Origin of the sequence: Mycobacterium sp. (assembly GCF_965277065.1) — a bacterium.
Taxonomy (GTDB): domain Bacteria; phylum Actinomycetota; class Actinomycetes; order Mycobacteriales; family Mycobacteriaceae; genus Mycobacterium.
Map to the genome: position 1 here is coordinate 1,031,010 of NZ_CBDIBT010000018.1, position 20,300 is coordinate 1,051,309.

A 20,300-nucleotide genomic window follows, 5' to 3' on the forward strand; every position below is an offset into this window, starting at 1 on the left:
ACAATCAGATGAACTCGCGAACTGACGTGAACTGGACTCCGCTGCCGGTGCCGTTGGCGGTGGCGGATCCGAGTCGGATTCCCAAGCAGCGCTACTACGATCCCGACTTCTACGCGGCCGAAGCCGAGCTGTTCTGGCCGCGGGTGTGGCAGATGGCGTGCCGGCTCGAGGAGATTCCGAAGGCGGGCGACTTCGTCGAGTACGAGATCCTGGACCAGTCGATCATCGTCGTCCGGGTCGACGCCGACACCGTCCGCGCTTACCACAACGCCTGCCGTCATCGCGGGGTGAAGCTGGTGGAGGGCAACGGCTCTCTTCCCGGGGCCCGGCGGCGGACGTTCGTCTGCCCGTTCCACGGCTGGTGCTGGGGTATCGACGGCCGCAACACCTTCGTGCTGCGGCCCGAGGCCTTCGCCGAGGAGAACATGAGCGCCCACGACCTGGAGCTGGTGTCGGTCAAGTGCGAACTGTGGGGCGGCTGCGTCTGGATCAACCTCGACGACGACGCCCCGCCGCTGCGTGACTGGATGGAGCCCTTTGCCACCATTTACGACGCGTGGAAGGTCGAGTCGCTGCGCGTCGAGTGGTGGCAATCGTGCAAGCTGCCGGTGAACTGGAAGTTGGCGACCGCCGCGTTCATGGAGGGCTACCACGTTCCGCAGACGCACCCGCAGTTGTTGCCGTCGGCGCAAAACGGCAGCTCGTCGGAAGCGGTGCATCCCGTCGTGGCGAGCAGTCTTTATTTCATGCGCACGCTGGGCGACGGCATGGGCGGTATGACCCACGAGAACGACGTCCGCATCGCCGAAGGCATGCAGACTCTTGCGCTGCCGTCGGATCCGGCGGAGGCGATGGCGGGCTGGCGCGGCGCGCTCAACGACGCTGTGGTGCAGTGGCATCGGGCCCGGGGGAGCGAGATGCCCGACCTGAATGACCTGATCCGCCGCGGGATCACCGACGCGATCGGCTTCGCCTTCCCGCACCACTTCATCCTGCCCACTTACAGCAGCGCCTCCTCATACCGGATCCGTCCACTGGGTCCGGAGGAAACTTTGTTCGAGATCTGGTCGTTGACCCGGATGCCCGACGATCGCTCCACCGGCAAGCCGACTCCACCCGTGCCGTTGGCGCCGGACGACCCGCGCTGGCCACCGATCCCCGCTCAAGACTTCTCCAACTTGCCGCGACAGCAAAAGGGACTGCATTCCAAGGGGTTTGACTACATGCGCCTGTCGGATCGGATCGAGGGGCTGATTTCGAATTTCGAACGGGTCGTCGACGGCTTCCTCGCCGGTCTGCCCTATGAGGAGCTGATTCCTGCGATCCAGAAGACCAACACCACGATCGACGTGCCGATCGCCGATCTCGGTTTCTCCTCGGATGCGAAATGACCACGCAATGGGACCGCTCCGTCGACCTGGTGATCGCCGGCAGCGGCGGCGGTGGCATGGTCGCCGGCCTGGCCGCACTCGACAGCGGGCTGGAGCCGCTGATCGTGGAAAAGCAAGCGCTAGTGGGCGGTTCGACGGGATTGTCCGGCGGCATCGTCTGGCTGCCCAATAATCCGCTGATGCGGGCCGATGGCATCGCCGACTCACACGAGGACGGGCTGGCCTACCTCGCCGACGTGGTGGGCGACGTCGGCGCAGCGTCGTCGCGTGAGCGCCGCGAGATGTTTCTGACCGCCGGCTACGAGATGATCAACTTCCTGATCCGCCGGGGAGTCAAGATGATCCGCTGCGCCGGCTGGAGCGACTACTACCCGAATCACAAGGGCGGCAATGCCGCCGGCCGGGCCATCGAGGGCATTCCGTTCGACGCCGCCGAGCTGGGGGACTGGCACGACAAGGTGCAGCCGGCGCTGGCCAAGAACTACGGCTACACAGTGCTGACCAACGAGCTCCGGTCGGTGCAGTATTTCAACCGTGCGCCAAACGCTTTCGCGGTCGCGACGAAAGTCTTCCTGCGCACCGCCGCGGGTCGGGCGCGCCGACGGCAGATCCTGACCAACGGCGCCTCGCTGATCGGTCAGATGCTCAAGGCGCTGATCGACCTCAGCGACGGGCGGCCACCGCTGTGGATCAACGCCGCGATGGATGACCTCATCGTCGAAGACGGCCGGGTGGCGGGTGCGCGCATCGTGCATGACGGGAAGCCGTTGAATATCGAGGCCCGCAGGGGAGTCCTTTTGGCCGCCGGGGGATTTGGGCACAACGCCGAGATGCGCCAGAAGTACAGCGGTGATCAGCCCAACGACGCCAAGTGGTCGATCGCCAACGCCGGGGACACCGGCGAAGTGCTGCAGACCGCGATGCGACTGGGCGCCAAGACCGACCTGCTCGACGAAGCATGGTGGTTGCCGTCGGTTTTCATCGCCAACGGTGGGACCGTCGCGGCCTCGCTGGGCTCGGGACGTCAGCGGCCCGGCGCCATCTATGTGGACCCCACGGGCCGACGGTTCTGCAACGAGTCGAACTCTTACGTGGAGGTCGGCAAGGCGATGTACGCCAACAAGGCGGTGCCGTGCTGGATGATATTCGACGACGGATATGTGCGGCGCTACGTCACCAGCGCCAACCCGCTCAAGCGCAATCAGCAGCTGCCCACCGAACTGATCGAGTCCGGCGCGGTCAAGTGCGCCGACACCATCGAGGACCTGGCCCGCCAAACCGAGCTGCCCGCCGACGAATTGACCCGAACGATCCAGCGCTTCAACGAGTTTGCGGTCAAGGGGCTCGATCCCGATTTCGGCCGGGGGCAGTCGGCCTACAACGACTGCCTGGGTGATCCGGGGTATCGGCCCAACGCTGCCGTCGGCCCGCTGGACCGGGCGCCGTTCTACGCGACCCGGGTGTTGCCGGCCGACGTCGGCACCTGCGGCGGCGTGATCACCAACGAGTACGCGCAGGTTCTCGACGAGAAGGACCAGGTGATCGACGGCCTGTACGCCACCGGCAACAACACCGCGACGGTGATGGGCCGAACCTATCCGGGTGCCGGCGCCAGCATCGCCAGCTCGATGGTGTTCGGGTATGTGGCCGCGCGGCACGCCGCGGGGCGTGCGCTGCCCGGCGAACGCAGCCGCTGAAGCTTCTCTGCCGAGCGTTTAGGTGCGAGCTCCCGTCTAGCCGGGCGTTCGGCTGCGTGACCCCGGCTAGCCGGGCATCCGGCAGGTTGCGTGGTTAAGTCGGCGCTGAGCCTGAATCGTCGCGGTCGATGAAATCCCTTGGCTTCAAACCGGATTGTATGAGCTGCGCCCGTCGTTCCTGGACGTCGGATGCCGCACCGACCATGTTGGTCAGGATGTGGCTGACCTGCATATGCACCCGCATGCCCATCAACTCGTAGGCGCGTTTGACGCTGTTCTTGACCGCCATCGACGTGGTCAGCGGCACTTGGGCAATCTTGCGGGCCATTTCCTCGACGGTGTCTTCGAGCTCGTCGCGGGCCACCACCTTGTTGAGTAGCCCCCACTCCAGCGCCTCGGCGGCCGACAGCGTCGGAGCCAGCAACAGCCAGTCCATGGTGCGATGCCAGTTCATCAGCAGCCACGGCTCGATCATGGTGTGCCCGCCGGGTTCACCGAGGCTCTGGGCAAGCGGCATTTGGAAGTACGCGTCCTCGGATGCGACGCAGAAGTCGGTCAGCAGGCCCAGGTAGATCCCGCCGCCCATGCAGTAGCCATGTATCTGCGAGATCGTCGGTTTCGGAAACTCCCACAGATACAACGTCGGCCAGAGGAACAGGTCGGCGGTGCCCTTGTAGAGATCTTCGAACGAGTCGCCGAAATCCGGATAGGGGTTTTCGTCCGGACCCCAGCGGGCCACGTGTCCACCGCAGAAGCCTTTGCCGTTGGCCTTGAGGATCACCACTTTGATCTCGCGGTCGCGGTCTGCTTCATGCAGGCAGGCGTCAACTTCTCCGACCAGCGTCGCGTCCTTGGTGTTGGCCTTGTCGGGCCGGTTCAAGATGATTCGCGCGATCGGCGGTTCGCGTTCGTAGATCACCGCTTCCAGGGTGCGCCGCTCCATGGTGGCGACCCTATTACGGCCGACGGCGAATCAGGCCGAGACCGGCTTGGCGACCTTCATCAGTTTCATCAGGTTGCCGCCCATGATCTTGGCAACGTCCTCTTCGCCGAAGTCGGTGAGCTCGTCGACGAAGCTGATCGGGTCCTTCAGGCCCTCGGGGTGCGGCCAGTCAGATCCGAACAGCACCCGGTCGGTGCCGACCATGTTGACGATCTCGGTGAACCGGTCTTCCCAGAACGGAGTGATGTACACGCACCGCTTGAACGCTTCGATCGGGTCCTCGAGGAAGGCCTGCGGCATCTTCTTGTATACGCCTTTGAGGCCTTTGAACAGGTCCGGCACCCAGTCGGCGCCGTTCTCGATCGACAGGATCCGCAGCTCCGGGTTGCGCGACAGGGCCCCGTGGCACACGAGTGCACCCATCGCGTCGAGGATCGACCGGTGACCCATCGCGAAGCTACGGAAGGCGGTCGGTTTGAACGGCAGGAACTCGTCGCCGGGCTCCCAGACGTTGGCGAACTCGGAGTAGCCGCTGTCCGAAGCGTGCATCGACACCGGAATATCAGCCTTGATGCAGGCCTGCCAGAACGGATCGAACTCCTCGAGTCCGAACGAGCGGCTGCCCCTGAATCCGGGCACCGGCGCGGGGCGGACCAACACCGTGCGGGCGCCACGCTCCAGACACCATTCGAGCTCTTCGAGCGCGCGCTCGACGATCGGCAGGGTGATCACCGGGGTGGCGAAGATGCGGTCCTTGTGGTTGAACGACCACTGCTCGTACATCCACTCGTTGAGCGCGTGGATGACGTCGTGGGTCATCTCCGGGTCGTCCTTCATCCGCTCTTCGACCAGGCTGGCCAGGGTCGGAAACATCAGGGCGTAGTCGATGCCGAGCTCGTCCATCGCCTCCAGCCGGGCCGCCGGCTCACGGAAAGCCGGGATCGCCTTCATCGGCTCGCCGAGAATTTCGCGGTAGGTCTTGCCCTGCGCGCCGTTGCGGAAGTAGTCCTCCTGCGCGCCTGGCTTGGCGACGACCTCGAAGGTCGGGTTGGGGATGTATTCGCTGATGTGGCCGCGGACGACGATCTTCGTGCGGCCCCGAACCTGCACGTAATCGATGACGCGCTTCCGGTTCTCCGGCAGGAACTTGGTCAGTGCTTCCTGCGGCTCGTACATGTGGTTGTCGGCGTCGAACACCGGGAAGGAAAGCTCGCGAGACGGCATGACGATCTCCTGCGGGGCTGGTTCTGGGGACGGGATTCTCAATGGGTGGTAATGACGTTACCATCCAGTGCGGGTTGGTCGAAAGTCGCGCCAGGTTGGTTTCAGGCGGACGGCCAGTCCGGCAGTTGCGGGGTCGCCCCGTTGATGACGGCGAAGTTCACCGTCGCCGAGGCGAGCAATGCCGCCTCGCCGTCGTCGTCGCTGAGGACATCGACCTGCATGACCATTGCGCGTCGACCGGCGCGCAACATCCGCGGGACCGCGTATGCCGTGCCCTGCCGGATCGGTCGCAGGTAGCGGATGTTGAGGTCGGCCGTGGTCATCGTGGTGCCGTCCTGCAGGAAGTCCAGGCCGAATTGCCCGCCGGCGACGTCGACGAGGGTGGCGATCAGGCCGCCCTGCAGCGCGCCGGAGGTGTTGACCACCTGCGGGCTCACCGGAATGGTCATCGCAAATTCGCCGTTGCGGGCACCCGGCCGCATGCCGATCTGGTTGAACAGCTCGGCCAGCGTCGGCATTTCCGGCTGGACGCTTTCGTCGACGCCGAGTGCGCGCACGCAGAAGTCGTAGAGGTGCGCGCCATCGATTGGCGCGCCGGTTAATTCGGCTCCCAGCCAATGCAGTCGCAGAGCGCCCAAGATTGTCTGCACGATGATTGCCGAGGCCGGCCCGACGTCGAGGGTGGGCCGAAAGACGCCTTCGCTGATGCCGCGCTGCACGACGTCGCGGATCAGCTCGTGCAGCGGGAGGATGATCCGGGCGTAATCACGCGGCCGGGTCTCGGCCAGATGCTGGTTGTACAGGTTCATCGCCCGATTCAGGCTGTCTTGGGTGCTCGACTCGGGCTCAGCGCTGATGCGGTCGATGATCAGCTTGATCGCCGAAGTGCTGTCCATGTCCGCCGTCTCGGCGCGCCAGGCCTGCGTGGACTGGGCCATCGTCCGGTCCAGCAGAGCAATCAGCAGTTCGTCCTTGCCGCTGAAGTGTTGGTAGAACGCACGCAGTGATGTCTTGGAGCGAGCCACTACTTCTTGGACGGTGAAGTCGGTGCGACCGGTCTCGCGAAGGATCTCCACCGCGGTCTTGATGAAGCGAGCGTCCCGGGTCGTCGGCTCCGATTCGCGGTCCTGCGCCATGCCGCCTCCTTCACCCCGCGCACGTTGCGCTGTGAGAATGAGGTTACCGCGCCTGGGCCGGGCGCGGCGGAACGTGACGATAGGCGGGCGCCATTAAGGATCCATTTAGCGGGCTGCCTTAATTTTTGCCCTGACGACGACGAAAGGAAGCGCCATGACGCTGAAGACGGTCACCGCCAGGGCCCTGCTAGCGGGTGGTCTGGCAGTAGCCGGATTGGGCCTGGGTGCGGGCACTGCGCAGGCCGCGCCACTTCGCTGGTGCCCCGGCGACCCGCCACCGAAAGCTCTACTGCCGACTCCCACGGGCAGCTGGGCACCGGGTCCGGTCAACCCTGCGTGGGATACCTCTGTCTGCCACGACTACACGATGAGAGACAACCAGGTCGCCGAAGGAATCAGTTGTCCGTTGCCGGATTTCCAGTGGTTTCAGTGCCCGCCCGGCACAACCCCGTCCAAGCTGATGCCGCTTGTTCCGAATCGTTAGCGACCATCAGGGGGATGGCGCGGGGGGTGGTGAGTCGGTCGGCTTGGGCGCAGCCGCATTTGGATGCAGGCACTGCTGATATTCGTCAGTACCTGGGACGTTGTCAGCGCCGCAGCTGCAATCGTGAACCTGGGCGGGGGGAAGCGAATTGCAAAAGTCGCTACCGGCCGACGCCGACGGTGCGGTCCACATGACACCAGCGGCCAAGGCTGCCGCGGCGGCACCGACCGTGTCCCTCAATATTGTCGTCTTCATGCTGGGATTCCTTCTCTTGGAAGACCACGGCTTGCCGCCGTCGCCGGTTGCGCTAGCCGAATCGTAGGGCTTCCAGGCGCCGCGCGTCTTCCGGGAGTTCGCCCACTACGCAGCGGACTATAACGCCTGCCGCGGCCGAGCAGACCGGGAATCTCAGGCGGCCGGAACCTCTGCTTCTGCCTTGCCGACGTCCTCGAGGTTCACGCCCGTGGTCTCGATCCGGAAGAAGTAGGTCACCAACGCGCCGGCCAGGAAGCACACCACCAGACCCCAGAGCAGTGCGGTGGTGCCGATCGTCTTGAGCAGGATCGGGAACAGGAAGGCCGTCAACACCGCCCCGATCTTGGCGAAGGACGCCGCGAAACCGGCACCCTTACCCCGGACCTCGGTGGGGAAGACTTCGCCGGCGAGCAGGTAGGTCATCGCGTTCGGCCCGAAGTTGACCATGAAGTAGAACAGCGTGAAGCCGAGGAAGAGCAGCCACATGACGTTGCTGCCGTCGGAGCGGATGGACAGCCCGGACAGCAGCAGGCCGACGGCGCAGCCGATGAAGCCCCAAATCTGCAACTTGATCCGTCCGACGCGGTCAACCAAAAAAATCGCCACGATGACACCCAAGACGAACAACACGTCCATCATGGCCGAGCCCTTGGCGCCCAGGATGTCGTTGTGGATGGTGTCCGACAGCCCGTGCGACTTGGACTCCTTGCCGATGACTGCACCCAGAATCGTGGGCGTGAAGATACCGATTCCGTAGACCCCCAAGTCCTGCAGGAACCACGGAACCGACGCCAGGATCGTCGCGCGGCGGTTCCGCTTCTTGAACAGCGCCAGGTAGGTCGCGTGCTCCTCGGCGGCCTTATGCGTCTGCGCAAGGTGTCCCAGCGACACGTTTTTCGGGTACTGCGGGGTGCGCTTGAGTAGCTGTGTGGTGGCCTTTTCGCCCTCCGCGGTACGGCCTTTCGACACCAGCCAGTGCGGGCTCTCGGTGACGTAGAGGCGTCCGACCACGACCAGGACCGCCGGCACGATTGCCGCGGCGTACATCATCCGCCAGGCGTCCAGGTTCGGGTTGGCGTACAGGATGCCGAAGCCCAGTGCCGTACCGAAGAATGCTCCGACGGCCTGGAAAGCGAAGGCGCTCAACACGAGTCGGCCGCGCATCGAGGTCGCGATGCTTTCCGAGATCACCATGTGCGCGGTCGGGTAGTCGCAACCCAAAGCAATGCCGGCGCCGAACAGACAGATGACCAAGGTGATGAAGTTGGGGGCGAACGTCAGGCCGACCAGGAACACCGAGAAGATGATCATCTCGATGATGAACATCTTCTTGCGCCCGTAGCTGTCGGCCAAGCCGCCGAGTGCCGTCGCGCCGACCAGGATGCCCGCAAGAGAGGAAGCGGTCACCAGACCTTTGTCGGTCGCGTTCAGATGGAATTGGATCGAGATCAGCGGCAGGGCAACGCCGGTCATGAACACGACCATGCCCTCGAAGAATTTGCCCGCGCAGGCCAGTGCCCAGATCCGAAACTGCATCGCGGTCATCGGCATTGACTTCAGCGCCGTGCCGTCGGGCCACTGGGGCAACTCGTCGATGTATTCCTGGACTGTTTTGCCGTTGACTTCGGGTGCCTGCGATTTGTGGAGCGTGTCGGTCATGTCACCTCTCTTGGCGAAGCGCATCAATGCCGTTTCGCTGACCTGCGGAACCCGCTATGACCAGCGTCAACCACGCAGACGCTAGGTCAAATAACTGAACGGCCGACAACAGCAGGATGAATTTGGCACATGCACAGGTCCCCGCGGTGGCTTCACCTGTTGTTTGCTTCCCCATTGATTCGATGTCGATCAAGGTGACTACTAATTCTCGCGGACGTGCTCGAATCGACGTGCGGCACCAAGTCGCGCAACGTCAAGCATTTCCGGCCCGGCAAACGGGCGGCCGATGTGCGGCTAACGGGTTGTTGTCAAGGAGGCAAACATGAAGCAGCACAGAGGATTTATGGCCGCGGCCAGCCTGATTGTCGCGGCCAGCCTTGCGTTATCGGGATGTACGCACCTGGATACGCCGCCGAAATACGCCAAGGACGCGAAGATCGACTGCGGGGGCAAGCAAGACTTGGCCGGCAGCGGTTCTACCGCCCAGGCGAATGCGATGAGCCACTTCATCACCAGCTACGAGGACTCGTGCTCGGGGAAGCAGTTGAACTACTCTGCCACCGGATCCGGTGCCGGCGTCTCGGACTTCCTCGGTGCCAAGACCGATTTCGGCGGCTCGGACTCTCCGCTGAGCGGCGACGAGTATGACGGCGCCAAGCAGCGTTGCGGCGGCAAGGACGCCTGGAACCTGCCCGCCGTCTTCGGTCCGATCGCGATCACCTTCAACGTCAAATCGACCGACGTCCTCACCTTTGACGCGCCCACGCTCGCCAAGATTTTCAGCGGCGCCATCACCCGCTGGAACGACCCGGCCATCGTTGCGCTGAACGACAACAGCAGCCTTCCCGACGAATACATCCACGTCGTGTACCGCAGCGACGCATCGGGCACGAGCGACAACTTCCAGCAGTACCTGCAGGCTGCTTCGGGCGGCGCGTGGACCAAAGGCGCCGGCAAGACCTTCAACGGGGGTGCCGGCACTTCCGCGCAAGGCAACGAGGGCACCGCGGAAGCCGTCAAGAAGACCGAGGGCGCGATCAGCTACAACGAGTGGTCCTACGCGAAGAAGCAGCACCTGGACGTGGCCGGCATCAAAACCGCGGGCGACGTGGTGCACATCGGGAATGACTGGGTCGGCAAGACCATCTCCGACATCACGATCAAGGGCACGGGCAACAACCTGGTGCTCGATTTGTCGAAGGTGTACGCCACCGGCACGCCTGGCGCATACCCGATCCTGCTGGCCAGCTACGAGCTGGTCTGCTCCAAATACCCTGACGCTCAAACGGGCACGGCGGTGAAAGCGTTCATGGAGTCGACTGTCTCGGTCGGACAGGGCGGCCTCACGCCGCTGGGATACATCCCGCTTCCGACCGACTTCCAAATAAGGGTCGCGGCGGCCGCCCACAGCATCAGCTGAATTGGGCCAGCCCCTGAGACGGGTTCAGCCGCCTCGGGTTTCGACCATCGCCGAGCGGTTGACCTTGGTTGCCGCGGTGCGGGGGATCTGGTCGACGAACTCCACGGTCTTGGGAACTTTGTACCCGGCAAGCCGGGTCTTGGCGTATGCGATCACGTCGCGCTCGGTCAGCGGCGTCGAACCCTCGGCGAGCTGAATCACCGCGTGCACGCGGCGGCCCCACTCGCTGTCGGTGAGTCCGATGACGACGACGTCGGCGATCGCGTCGTGTTCGGCCAACGCGCACTCCACTTCGGCGGGAAAGACATTGGCCCCGCCGGTGATGATCATGTCACTGCGGCGATCGGCGATGTAGAGGTAGCCATCGTCGTCGAGATGGCCGATGTCGCCGGCGGTCCGGAACCCGTCCGGCGTCGAGGGCAGCAGCGGCGCCCCACCCAGATACAGGTATCCGGCGCTCATCGGCGAGCGCAAATACACCTCGCCGAGTTCCCCCGCCTTCACCGACTGGCCCTGCTGATCCAGGATCCGCACCTCGGTGTCACGGAAGCCGCGACCGACACTGCCCGGATGAGCCAGCCATTCGTCGCCGCGTAATGCGGTGAGCCCCAAACCCTCCGTCATCCCGTATGCCATCACGACCTGTTCCGGGCTGAGCAGCTCGAACCAGGCGCGCAGCAACGTCTGCGGCATCACCGCGGCGCCCTGCAAGATCCAGGCGATGCTGGACAGATCCCGCTCGCGGATGTCGGGCAACGCCGCGATGCGCGACAGCATCGTCGGCGTTGCGGTGAAGTTCGTGATGCGGTAACGCTCGACGACATCGACAACCATTGCGGCGTCGAACTTTTCGAGGACAACCAGCTCGTCACCGCCCAGCAGATAGGTCAGTGGCGCGAACCCGTTGGTGTGATACATCGGACCGGGCACCAGGATGGTCTGCGGTGTGGGTGTGGGAGCCCACGCCGCGAGGAAGGGGAGTGACGACTCGAGCGTCCACATGCCCTGGGCCAGCGTCATAATGACCTTCGGCAGTCCGGTGGATCCACTGCTACAGATCCCGTTGGCCTTGGGGGACACCGCGTCCGGTAGCGGGTCCGCGGACTGACCCGCCGCGCTTGCGGTGAGTACCGACCGGGTTTCGTCGTCGATCGTGACCGCGGGGGCGATCACTTCGAGCACGCGTGACCGCTCCCAATCGGGCAGGTCCCATCGCATCGGCACCGGGACGGCGCCGATCTTCCAGCAGCCAAGAGCGGCGAGTATGAATTGTTCGGAATTGGGAATCCCCAGTGCGACAAGCGAACCGAGCTGGGCACCCGCGGCAGCCAGGGCCCGTCCCCATTGATTGGCCCGACCATCGAGCTCCGCGAAGGTCATCGACTGCGCATTGCCGTCACGCGCAATGACGGTCAGAGCCGGGTCGTCTCCACGCTGTTGGGCGAGTTCACGAAGTTTGGCGCCGAACGGGATTCCCTCGTCCGACGGATTGGCGGTGCCCCCTGACACGGTTGTCTGGGTGCTCACGCCGATACCGGGCCAGAAAACAATGTTTCAAGCCCGCCGCTGCGTACCTCCGGCAGCAGGCGCATCGCGAGCACCTCGGCGCCGACCGGCAGCCGGATCAGCGGCTGGGTGTGCCGGTCGAGCACACTGACGTCGGACTCGTCGCAGAAGCCGAGCGCCCCCAGTAGCTGATGTGCGGTGCGGAACACCTGTCGTGCCGTCTCCGCGGCTTTGAGCCTGAGCACCAGCGCGTCCGCCGAACGAACTTGCGCCGGAGTCGATTCCACGCGGCTGATGGTGTACTTGGCGAGTTCGTGTAGCCCGCGGGCGGCAACGGAGGCGTCCGCGATGGTGAATCGGACGGCCTGGAATTCCGCGAGCGGTTTGCCGAACTGCATCCGCGCCTTCACATGTTGACGAGTGATCTCCAACGCCTGCTGCACGGCGCCGACGATCCGCCACGACCCCAGCGTGAGGTGCAGGTCGACGTCGACGGCTGGGACGGTGCCGTCGGGTTGACCCAGCGTGGCCGGCACCAGAAAGGGCCCGAGCTTCGCGGCGGTCCGCGACGACGGCTGCACGCGATACCGCGCGCCGTCGAGGTCGGCGGCGACCCAATCACCGGCCAGGTCGCCGTGGTCGACCCGGGGCGCCTCGGGGTTCACCAGCGCGAGGCGGGCGCCGTCGATCGCCAGCAGTTCTTCGACGAGCGGGTAGGGCAGCGCCGTGGCGCCGACGGCCTGGCAGAGCACGGCCGCGGCCAGCAGATCGTCGGCGGAGGCCCGGACGTCGAGGTCGAAGGCTCCGAGGTCGGACAGCGCGGTGCGGGCGTCGTCGCGCAGGTGATCCTCGGTCTCGGCCCGCAGCGCCGCTTGCGCTCCGCCGAACCGGAACAGCCTTTTGTTGGCGATCGCTGCGAAGTCGGCAATGTCTTCTGGCAAAGCGGTTTTCATCAGCGATCTCCTAACGTTTCGCGCGCGACCAGCATCCGCTGCACTTCGATGGTTCCGGATGCCACGGTGGCTGCCTGGGCGTACCGCCAATGGTCTTCGATCGCACCGTGCAACGGCGCCGGCATGCCGCTGTCCAGTGCCGACGGGCCGAGCACGTCGAACAGCAGCTCGGCGACCTGCTGGTCGCAGGTGGTGGTGGCGATACGGGCGGCGCTGGCCGCGGCGCCGGCCGACGGGTCGTCCTGCAGTGACACCGCGCGATAGGCCAGCAGCCGAGCGATCCGCAGGTCGATCAGTGCCCGCACCCACCGCGTCCGGATCGACTCGGGCAGCCGGTCCCAGTCGTCGCCGAGTTCGGTCTGCATCCGGTCCAGCAGGGACTCGCACCGGGCGTACCGGGCAATCCCCACGCGCTCGAACGCCAGAGCTTCGCGCATCACCCGCCAGCCGTCGCCCAATTCGCCGAGCACCTCGTCGGGGAACACTTCGACGCCATCGAGGAACACCTCGTTGAGGTGATGCGGCCCCAGCATCGACCGAATCGGCCGCACGGTGATCCCAGCCCGGTCCATCGGAACGAGAAACAGGCTGAGCCGCTTGGGTTTCGGCGCGTCCGGGTCGGTGCATGCCGCCAGCACGCACCAGGACGCCATCTGCGCGTAGGACGTCCAGACCTTCTGCCCGGTGACACGCCAGCCGTCACCGTCGGGCACCGCGCGGGTGCGCAACGAGGCGAGGTCGGTGCCTGCCTCGGGCTCGGAGAACCCCTGACACCAGATCACCTCTCCGCCCGCGATGGCGGGCAGGTGCCGGGCTTTCTGTTCGGCGGTTCCGTACCGCATGAGCGCGGGGCCGACCCAGTTGATGCCCATGTACTGGGCGCCGCGAGGTTCGTGGTAGGCCCACATTTCCTCGCGCAGCACAGTCTGCTGCCACACCGAACCCCCGCCCCCGCCATGCTCTTTCGGCCAGGCCAGCGCGAGCAGTCCGTCGGAGGCGAGCATCTTGCAGAACGACTCGGTGGTCGCCAGGTCTTTGGGATCGTTGGTGCACGCCCCCAGGAACCCTTCGGGGATATGCGACGCGATCAACTCCCGAAGGCGTGTTCTGAGTTCTTTCGCGTCGGTGCCGAGGTCGTAATCCATCGTCATCCCTTCGGCAGTCCGAGCAGTCGCTCGGCGATGATGTTGCGCTGGACCTCAGATGTCCCGCCGTAGATGGTCGCCGCCAGCGCGTCCTGCCGTTCGAAGAGCAGGTCGGTGTCGTCGATCGAGCGAGGCCCGGCCGCTGCAGCGGCTAGCTCCCAAACCCGTTGCAGGGTAAGTGAACCAAGAAGTTTCAGAATGTCAGATTCCGGACTTGGCAGCCCGGAGAGTTCGTTGTTGAGCGCGCGATAGCCAGTCGCCCGCAACGCCTCGGCGTCGGCGAGTAGCGAGCCGAGTTCAGAGAAGACCTCGCCGGAGGCGTAGTCGTCGTCGTGGGTGGCTTGGGAGTGGCGGACGTCGTTGAGTCCGCGCTGGATCTCCACCCAGTTCATGATCCAAATCATTTGCCGCTCATGGTTGAGCGACGACATCGCGACCTGCCATCCGCCGTTGATGTCTCCGAGCAGGTTGTCGGCGGGTATCTCGACGTCGTCGAGAATGACTTCGCAGAATGTCTCGTCGGAGATCGACGCCATCCGGATGGGTTCGATGGTCAGACCCGGCGACTCGAGATCGAGAATGAAGCATGAGATTCCGCGGTGCTTCGGTGCGTCCGGATCGGTGCGGGCGTAGAGGGTGCACCACCGTGACAGATGAGCATGGGTGGTCCAGATCTTTCTGCCGTTGACGCGGAAGATGTCGCCGTCGCGCACGGCTCGCGTGCGCAGGCCGGCGAAGTCAGACCCGGCCTCCGGCTCGGACATGCCCAGCGCCCACCACTCGTCGCCGCGCAGTAGCGGGACCAGCAGCCGGTCGATCTGCGCGGGGGTGCCGAACTGGCGGATCCCCGGCGCGGCGACACCGGGCCCGGCGACGTTGGGCAGCTTCGGTGCCGAGCGCATCGCGGCCTCGAGCCGGATTTCCATCGCCTCCGCCAGACCCAGCGACCGGCCGCCGTGTTCGCGCGTCCATGTCGGCTGCAGCCAACCGGCCTCGAACGCGGCGCGTTGATGATCGCGTCGAAGCTCGATGTCCCAGCGGTAGTCGTCGTAGCGCTCGTAGTAGTCGGTGGGCAGGAAGTCGGTCAGCCAGGCGCCGTATTCGGCGGTCAGGTCAGTCGCGCGGTTCATTGGCGCCGCTCCTCAGCATCGCTGCGCTCTGCCTTGTCGCCGGCGCGGCTCATTGCCGCACTTCCGGCGAAGCGGCGCCCCACAGCGTGATAGAGCGCGCGGCTGTCTCCCAGCGTCGAAGCGCCTTGCCAGGCGTGCCGTAAGTAAAGGTGCATGTCGTGTTCCCAGGTCTGCGCCAACGCGCCGTGGACCTGCACCCCGGTGCGCCCGCAACCGACCGCGGCCTCGCCCGCCGCCGCCTTGGCCATCGCCGCAGCGTTCCAGCCGGCGGCGATCGGGGTGGCGGGATCGTCGAGGCGCACAGCGGCGGCGTAGGTCAGACCGCGGGCGCGCTCGAGTGCCATGTAATTGTCGGCGAGCGCGTGCTTGATGCCCTGGAACGCACCGATCGGCTTGCCGAACTGCTGGCGTGTTTTCGCGTGCTCGACCGAGCGGGCCAGTGCGGCGCCGGCGACACCGACCAGGTCGGCGGCCGCGGCGAGCAGCGGCGTCGCCAGTGCCGCTTCCAGGTCGACCGGCGCGACGGCGACCGGCTCGGCGTCGACCTCGACATCGGCCACCGGTTGCGCGGGATCGGTGGATTCGGCGTCGCGCAGGGTGACGCCATCGCCGACGCGGACAACAGCGGCGACCGGCCCTTCCGCCGACGAGGCCAGCGTGACGACCAGTTCGGCGCGGGGGAGACCGGGCACCGCGACGGCACGTCCCTTGACTCGGCCGCCCTGCATAGTCATCGGGACCCCCGGCAGGCGAAAGCCTGGTGGATGCACGGCCAGCGCGGCGACGACGCCACCACCAATATCGGTCAACACATCGGCGACCGCGGGACCGGCCTGGCGCAGCAGACCCGCGGCCAGGCCGACGCTGGACAACAACGGGACGGGTGCCAGCGCCGCGCCGCACTCCTCGAGGACCACGCTGAGGTCCATCCGGCCGAACGAACCGTCGGTCTCGGTGCCGGGCGCTGCGAGTTCGGTCCAGCCGAGGTCGACGACTGTCTTCCATACCGTGTGCCAGCGCTCCGGGTCCGTCATGGCCTGTCGTGCGACTGCCGGCGGGCATTCTGTGCGCAGGACGTCACGCACGCTGTCGCGCAGCGCCAATTGTCCAGAATTCAGTCCGAGATCCATAATTCCCCTAACATAGTAAAAATAGTAAACTAGCGCGACAATCGTCAATCGCTTCTCCCGCGTCGTTCCGCGGTCCGAAGGGTGGTGGTTATGGCCGAGTGGTACCTGTTCCTGCCGCAGGTGCGGGTCGCGGTACCCGACATCGTGGAGCGGGCACGTCACGCCGAGGCCAGCGGCTTCTCCGGAATCGCCTTCATCGACCATCTCGAGGCGCCGGGGTTACCTGACGAAAACATCTGGGAGGCAATGGGCGTCGCATCCTGGGTAGCCGCCAAGACTGAGCGGCTACGGATCGGACACCTGGTGCTCTGCGACGCGTTCCGCCACCCGGCGGTACTGGCGAAGCAGGCTGTCACCTTGTCAGATGCATCCGACGGCAGGTTCGAACTCGGGCTCGGGTCGGGGTCCTGGCCCGCGGAATTCGCCAGATTCGATGTCGGTCAACAAGATCCGGTCGCCAGGGTGAAGCAGCTGGAGCAGCATCTTGACCTGATCAACCAGTACTGGGGGCGCGGCGAGGGGGCCGCCGGCAGTCAGTCCCCGCTTCCCAGCCATCACATACCGCTGATCCTCGGCGGGACGGGGCGTCGGATGATGGAACTTGTTCGCAAGCATGCCGATTGGTGGAACATCCCGGTCACCCACATCGACAGACTCGCGGAGTTGACCCCGGCCGCGGGGTCCGCTCGGGTGTCGGTTCAGCAGATGGTCGGCTTCATCCTTAAGGACAGCGACCCGACCAAGGTGCGTGAGGTCAGCGCGAAGCGCTTCGGCGATCTCGGGTCAGGCCTGATTTGTGGTGATGCCAACGAACTGTCCGGACACTTCGGTCATTTGTCCGGTCAAGGCGTCGAGCGCTTCTATGTCTGGTTCGCCGATTTCGCCGCACCGGAATCGCTGCGCGAATTCGGCGAAACGGTGATCAAGCCCTTCCCGCACTAGCGCTCCGTCAGTTGGCCGAGCTGGAAAGCGGGTTCGATCGGGCAGCCAGCGACACTGAGCATCATCGTGGCCATGACGTAATGGCCGACCAAAGTGGCGAATTCGAGGATCTGATCTTCGTTGAGTTCGCGACGTAGGTCCACGAAGGTCGCCGGTGCGAGGTTCTTGGTGGCGATCAGCTCGTCAACGGCCCGCATCAGCGCCCGAGTGCGCGGTGACCAAGCGTCGTCGGATTCTTCGGTCAGCGATATGACCTCGGATCGCGGAACGCCCAGCGCCAGCGCCATCCGACTGTGGTGGGCGTATTCGTATTGGCATCCGGCCCGCCACGCGACGCGCGTGACCGAGACTTTCTTCGGTTTAAGCCTTCGACTTTTGTCGGGGGATAGCCGATCGCGTCTTTGCGGTCCGGGTAGCGGGCCGTGTTTGTCGTAGGTGGGGTTTATCGTGGGGTTCATGCAGTACCGGTCGACGCGTAAGTCGGTGTTTTCGGTGAAGTACCACGTGATTTGGTGCCCGAAGTATGGCCGTGATGTGTTGGGTGGGCCGATCCAGACGCGGTTGAAACAGCTCATCGCCGAGGTGGTCACCGAGTTCGGCGGGATCGTGATCGAGGTCGAGACGATGCCCGATCATGTGCATCTACTCGTCGGGTTGCCACCGCAGGTGGCGGTATCCGAACTCGTCCAGATCCTCACGGGCAGGTCGTCACGGTTGCTGCGCCAGGAGTTCGCGCATCTGGCGCGGATGACGTGTTTAGTGGTCGCCGTCCTGGTTCGTCTTTACTGTCGGCGGCGCACCGTTGGAAGTGGTCAGGCGGTATGTGGAGAACCAGAAAGTCGCCGCTGCGCGCGCGGGGAAGGTGGCGTAGCGGTGGCGCACCGGTACCGGTTATATCCGACCAGCGAGCAAGCAGCGTTCATGCTGTGCAGGCACTGCGCTGATGCCCGGTATGTGTGGAATCTTGCCGTGGAGCAGTTCACTTGGGGCCGGTCAGGGCGCTCAGCGCCCGGACCCGCCGCCCGGCAGAGACAACTCGCCCAGGCCCGTCAAGGGTTCGACTGGCTGGGGTCAGGATCGTCGTCGGTGCAGCAGCAAGCGTTGCGGGACTTCGACCGCGCCGCGGCGGCGTATTTCGCCGGCATCCACCGGCGGCCGACATGGCGGCGCAAGTTTGTCGACGAGGGATTCTGTGTCCGCGATAGCCGCGTCGCGAACATTAACGGTAAGTGGGCGCACATGTTTGTGCCCAAGCTAGGGCGGGTGAAGTTCCGGCTGTCGCGCACGCTGCCGGCGGGCAAGCTTGGGATGGCCCGGATCACCTGTAAAGCGGGTCGCTGGCATGTGGCGTTTCCTGCCCCGCAGCCGTCGGTCACCGCCGCTGCGGGCAGACAGGGGCAGGCGGTCGGTATCGACCGGGGAGTGACGACCACGCTCGCACTCTCAGATGGCACGATGCTGCGGGCACCGATCATGCGCCGCAGCGAGCACAAGACGCTGGTGCGGCTGCAGCGTCAGCTTGCCCGCGCCCGCAAGGGCAGTATCCGCCGCGGCAAGGTCAAAGCGCGGGTCGCACGGCTACACGCCGGGGTGTCTGATCGGCGGCGGGACTGGGTCGAGAAAACCACCACGCGCATTGCTGCCACCTACGGCGTGGTGGCCGTGGAGAAACTCGCGACCCGCAACATGGTGCGCTCGCCGAAACCCAAACCCGACCCCGACATGGTGGGGCACTACCTGCCGAACGGGAAAGCCGCGAAAGCGGGTTTGAACAAGGGGATTTACGCGAACTGCTGGGGTGTGATCGCCCAGCGGCTCAACCACAAGATGTCCGCGTCCGGCACCAAGCTGGTGTTTGTGCCGGCCGCGTACAGCAGTCTGGAGTGCCGCAACTGCGGCCACAGCGTGAAGGAAAACCGTAAGAGCCAAACGGAATTCCGTTGCGTGCAATGTGGCCACGAAGACCACGCGGATATTCAGGCGGCCAACACCATCCTCGCCCGGGCCACCGCGCCCGCGCTCACCTCCGGACCGGAGGCAACACCCGTCACCGCGGGTGTGCTCGCGCAAGCGAGAAGACCCGATGACGCGCAGCCGGCATAGGGAATCCCCCGATCCTCAGTCGCGGGAGAAGGTCAAAATGCGCTCACTGTCGGCACCCCCCCGGGGATGTGGCCGTGTTGGAGCAGTTGCGAAAAGAACAGGGTGTGCAGCGGCATGACTTTGCCGAGCCGGGCCGAGAAAAAGCAGGTTGAGTCATAAGTTTCGCCGGCAAGGACGCGGATGCTGGCGATCCAAGGATGGGCGCACGCGCAAGCGCACGATAAGTCTCGCGATGTGATCGTCGAGAGCCTTGAACGCCAACTGGCCTCCTACCGAATGGTCGCAAGGCGATGGACCACCGCGCGAAAGGCTCCCTCGACCGCCAGGGCGATCGCCGCCGCGGTGATTGGCTACGTCGTCCAGAGCGCCTTCAGCGACATCGAGATCGACGTCGGCCAGTACTGCAACGGTCTGAGCGGGTTGGGCCAGTAACAGCCTGCCCGTGCCCGGTCATTGGCGCTGGGCGGCCCGCCGGTGAACTTCGTCGGGAACAACTGGCACCCGCGCATACGGCCCGCGCCGCACCGCGCTCAGCCGGATCTCCGGCAGATCCACCGACGGGTCCACGGTGTCGAGCCAGGCCACCGTGTCGGCCACGTCGGAGACCTGAATAGCCTGCATCTCGAACGGAACATCGTGCAGCATCTCGGTTTCCACCGGGCCCGGCGTCACGATGTGCACGGCGATGCCGTCGCGGTCGACCTCGAGGGCCAGCGCGCGAGCGAAGGCGTTCATCCCCGCCTTGGATGCCGAGTAGGCGGTGCGGGCCATCATCGGCTCGTGCGCTGCCGAGGACGAGATGAAGATGAACCGGGAGCCGGCCCGCATCTTGGGCAGCGCGGCGGAGGTCAGCACGAAGCAGGAATCCAAGTTGGCCGAGATGATCGCCTGCCACTGCTCGAATGTCTGCTTGCGCGCGTACGTCCCGCCCAGAGCCCCCGCCGCGTGTACGACGAGGTCGATCGTTTTCAGCGAGCCGATCGCGTCCGCGAAGCCAGTGCCATCGGCGGCGTCAGCGACCAGATAGCGTGCGCCGATCTCGTCGGCAGCGGCGCGCAAAGGTTGTTCGCGGCGCGCCGAAAGCACTACGTCGTAACCTGATTCGCATAGTTTGGCCGCGCAGGCCTTGCCGATACCGCCGCTGCCGCCGGTGACCAGGGCGGTTCTCACGATTGGCGCGTC

Annotated in this window: 19 protein-coding genes and 1 pseudogene; 9 read left to right on the forward strand and 11 right to left on the reverse strand. The window is 65.3% G+C overall.

All coding sequences use genetic code 11. From position 1 onward, the window contains the following. The first annotated feature begins 8 nt into the window (after nucleotides 1-8). Both ACQY5A_RS16400 and ACQY5A_RS16405 read left to right on the forward strand, forming a co-directional pair. Nucleotides 9-1,391: an aromatic ring-hydroxylating oxygenase subunit alpha gene (locus tag ACQY5A_RS16400; protein WP_428341362.1), complete on the forward strand. Its 1,383-nt coding sequence runs from the start codon at nucleotides 9-11 to the stop codon at nucleotides 1,389-1,391. After that, nucleotides 1,388-3,088, forward strand: a complete 1,701-nt coding sequence (locus ACQY5A_RS16405) for an FAD-binding protein (protein WP_428341363.1) — start codon at nucleotides 1,388-1,390, stop codon at nucleotides 3,086-3,088. Before ACQY5A_RS16400 ends, ACQY5A_RS16405 begins: the two co-directional genes overlap by 4 nt. Nucleotides 3,089-3,182: 94 nt before the next feature. On the opposite strand, the gene ACQY5A_RS16410 is transcribed toward ACQY5A_RS16405, so the two are convergent. The 3 genes from ACQY5A_RS16410 to ACQY5A_RS16420 form a co-directional block, all read right to left on the reverse strand. Next, nucleotides 3,183-4,031, reverse strand: coding sequence for an enoyl-CoA hydratase-related protein (locus ACQY5A_RS16410; protein ID WP_428341364.1), 849 nt, complete (start codon nucleotides 4,029-4,031; stop codon nucleotides 3,183-3,185). Between the two features lie 30 nt (nucleotides 4,032-4,061). After that, a complete protein-coding gene (locus ACQY5A_RS16415) occupies nucleotides 4,062-5,255 on the reverse strand; it encodes an amidohydrolase family protein (RefSeq protein ID WP_428341365.1) in 1,194 nt (397 codons plus the stop codon). Nucleotides 5,256-5,356: 101 nt separating this feature from the next. Continuing rightward, a complete protein-coding gene (locus tag ACQY5A_RS16420) occupies nucleotides 5,357-6,391 on the reverse strand; it encodes a hotdog fold thioesterase (RefSeq protein ID WP_428341366.1) in 1,035 nt (344 codons plus the stop codon). 154 nt (nucleotides 6,392-6,545) lie between these two features. Between ACQY5A_RS16420 and ACQY5A_RS16425 the strand changes: the two genes are divergently transcribed. Together ACQY5A_RS16425 and ACQY5A_RS16430 are read left to right on the forward strand one after the other, a co-directional pair. Further along, nucleotides 6,546-6,875 carry a hypothetical protein gene (locus tag ACQY5A_RS16425; RefSeq protein ID WP_428341367.1) on the forward strand — a complete coding sequence of 110 codons (330 nt, stop codon included), beginning with the start codon at nucleotides 6,546-6,548 and terminating at the stop codon, nucleotides 6,873-6,875. Between the two features lie 190 nt (nucleotides 6,876-7,065). After that, on the forward strand, nucleotides 7,066-7,197 hold the full coding sequence (locus ACQY5A_RS16430; protein ID WP_428341368.1) for a hypothetical protein: 132 nt from the start codon (nucleotides 7,066-7,068) through the stop codon (nucleotides 7,195-7,197). Nucleotides 7,198-7,283: 86 nt separating this feature from the next. Here the strand turns inward: ACQY5A_RS16430 and ACQY5A_RS16435 are convergent, their stop codons facing one another. Continuing rightward, the gene (locus tag ACQY5A_RS16435) at nucleotides 7,284-8,789 is read right to left on the reverse strand and encodes an MFS transporter (protein ID WP_428341369.1); all 1,506 of its coding nucleotides are present in this window, start codon (nucleotides 8,787-8,789) and stop codon (nucleotides 7,284-7,286) included. 322 nt (nucleotides 8,790-9,111) lie between these two features. Here ACQY5A_RS16435 and pstS point away from each other — a divergent pair, with 322 nt between their 5' ends. Then, nucleotides 9,112-10,209, forward strand: coding sequence for a phosphate ABC transporter substrate-binding protein PstS (gene pstS, locus ACQY5A_RS16440; RefSeq protein WP_428341370.1), 1,098 nt, complete (start codon nucleotides 9,112-9,114; stop codon nucleotides 10,207-10,209). A 24-nt stretch (nucleotides 10,210-10,233) separates the two neighbouring features. Here the strand turns inward: pstS and ACQY5A_RS16445 are convergent, their stop codons facing one another. Genes ACQY5A_RS16445 through ACQY5A_RS16465 form a run of 5 tightly spaced genes read right to left on the reverse strand, consistent with a single transcriptional unit; the run spans nucleotide 10,234 to nucleotide 16,073 of the window. Then, complete coding sequence (locus ACQY5A_RS16445) at nucleotides 10,234-11,736, reverse strand: class I adenylate-forming enzyme family protein (RefSeq protein WP_428341371.1); 1,503 nt, start codon at nucleotides 11,734-11,736, stop codon at nucleotides 10,234-10,236. Next, nucleotides 11,733-12,668, reverse strand: a complete 936-nt coding sequence (locus tag ACQY5A_RS16450; RefSeq protein WP_428341372.1) for an acyl-CoA dehydrogenase family protein — start codon at nucleotides 12,666-12,668, stop codon at nucleotides 11,733-11,735. The genes ACQY5A_RS16445 and ACQY5A_RS16450 overlap by 4 nt, the downstream gene beginning before the upstream one ends. Further along, the gene (locus tag ACQY5A_RS16455) at nucleotides 12,668-13,813 is read right to left on the reverse strand and encodes an acyl-CoA dehydrogenase family protein (protein WP_428341373.1); all 1,146 of its coding nucleotides are present in this window, start codon (nucleotides 13,811-13,813) and stop codon (nucleotides 12,668-12,670) included. The genes ACQY5A_RS16450 and ACQY5A_RS16455 overlap by 1 nt, the downstream gene beginning before the upstream one ends. Nucleotides 13,814-13,815: 2 nt before the next feature. Continuing rightward, nucleotides 13,816-14,943 (reverse strand): acyl-CoA dehydrogenase family protein, encoded by a 1,128-nt coding sequence (locus ACQY5A_RS16460; RefSeq protein ID WP_428341374.1) that lies wholly within the window; start codon nucleotides 14,941-14,943, stop codon nucleotides 13,816-13,818. Continuing rightward, nucleotides 14,940-16,073: an acyl-CoA dehydrogenase family protein gene (locus tag ACQY5A_RS16465; protein ID WP_428341375.1), complete on the reverse strand. Its 1,134-nt coding sequence runs from the start codon at nucleotides 16,071-16,073 to the stop codon at nucleotides 14,940-14,942. The genes ACQY5A_RS16460 and ACQY5A_RS16465 overlap by 4 nt, the downstream gene beginning before the upstream one ends. Before the next feature lie 90 nt (nucleotides 16,074-16,163). Here ACQY5A_RS16465 and ACQY5A_RS16470 point away from each other — a divergent pair, with 90 nt between their 5' ends. Next, nucleotides 16,164-17,015 (forward strand): LLM class flavin-dependent oxidoreductase, encoded by an 852-nt coding sequence (locus tag ACQY5A_RS16470; RefSeq protein WP_428341376.1) that lies wholly within the window; start codon nucleotides 16,164-16,166, stop codon nucleotides 17,013-17,015. On the opposite strand, the gene ACQY5A_RS16475 is transcribed toward ACQY5A_RS16470, so the two are convergent. Next, complete coding sequence (locus ACQY5A_RS16475; RefSeq protein ID WP_428341377.1) at nucleotides 17,012-17,302, reverse strand: hypothetical protein; 291 nt, start codon at nucleotides 17,300-17,302, stop codon at nucleotides 17,012-17,014. The two genes, ACQY5A_RS16470 and ACQY5A_RS16475, sit on opposite strands and share 4 nt — an antisense overlap. Before the next feature lie 169 nt (nucleotides 17,303-17,471). Here ACQY5A_RS16475 and tnpA point away from each other — a divergent pair. From tnpA to ACQY5A_RS16490, 3 genes and pseudogenes are all read left to right on the forward strand, one after another. Beyond that, a pseudogene (gene tnpA, locus ACQY5A_RS16480) lies at nucleotides 17,472-17,886 on the forward strand (IS200/IS605 family transposase). 2 nt (nucleotides 17,887-17,888) lie between these two features. After that, entirely contained in the window at nucleotides 17,889-19,118 is a 1,230-nt protein-coding gene (locus ACQY5A_RS16485) for an RNA-guided endonuclease InsQ/TnpB family protein (RefSeq protein ID WP_428341378.1), read from the forward strand. 180 nt (nucleotides 19,119-19,298) lie between these two features. Beyond that, complete coding sequence (locus ACQY5A_RS16490) at nucleotides 19,299-19,550, forward strand: hypothetical protein (RefSeq protein ID WP_428341379.1); 252 nt, start codon at nucleotides 19,299-19,301, stop codon at nucleotides 19,548-19,550. 18 nt (nucleotides 19,551-19,568) lie between these two features. Here ACQY5A_RS16490 and ACQY5A_RS16495 read toward each other — a convergent pair whose 3' ends face one another. Continuing rightward, a complete protein-coding gene (locus ACQY5A_RS16495; RefSeq protein WP_428341380.1) occupies nucleotides 19,569-20,288 on the reverse strand; it encodes an SDR family oxidoreductase in 720 nt (239 codons plus the stop codon). Nucleotides 20,289-20,300 lie beyond the last annotated feature (12 nt).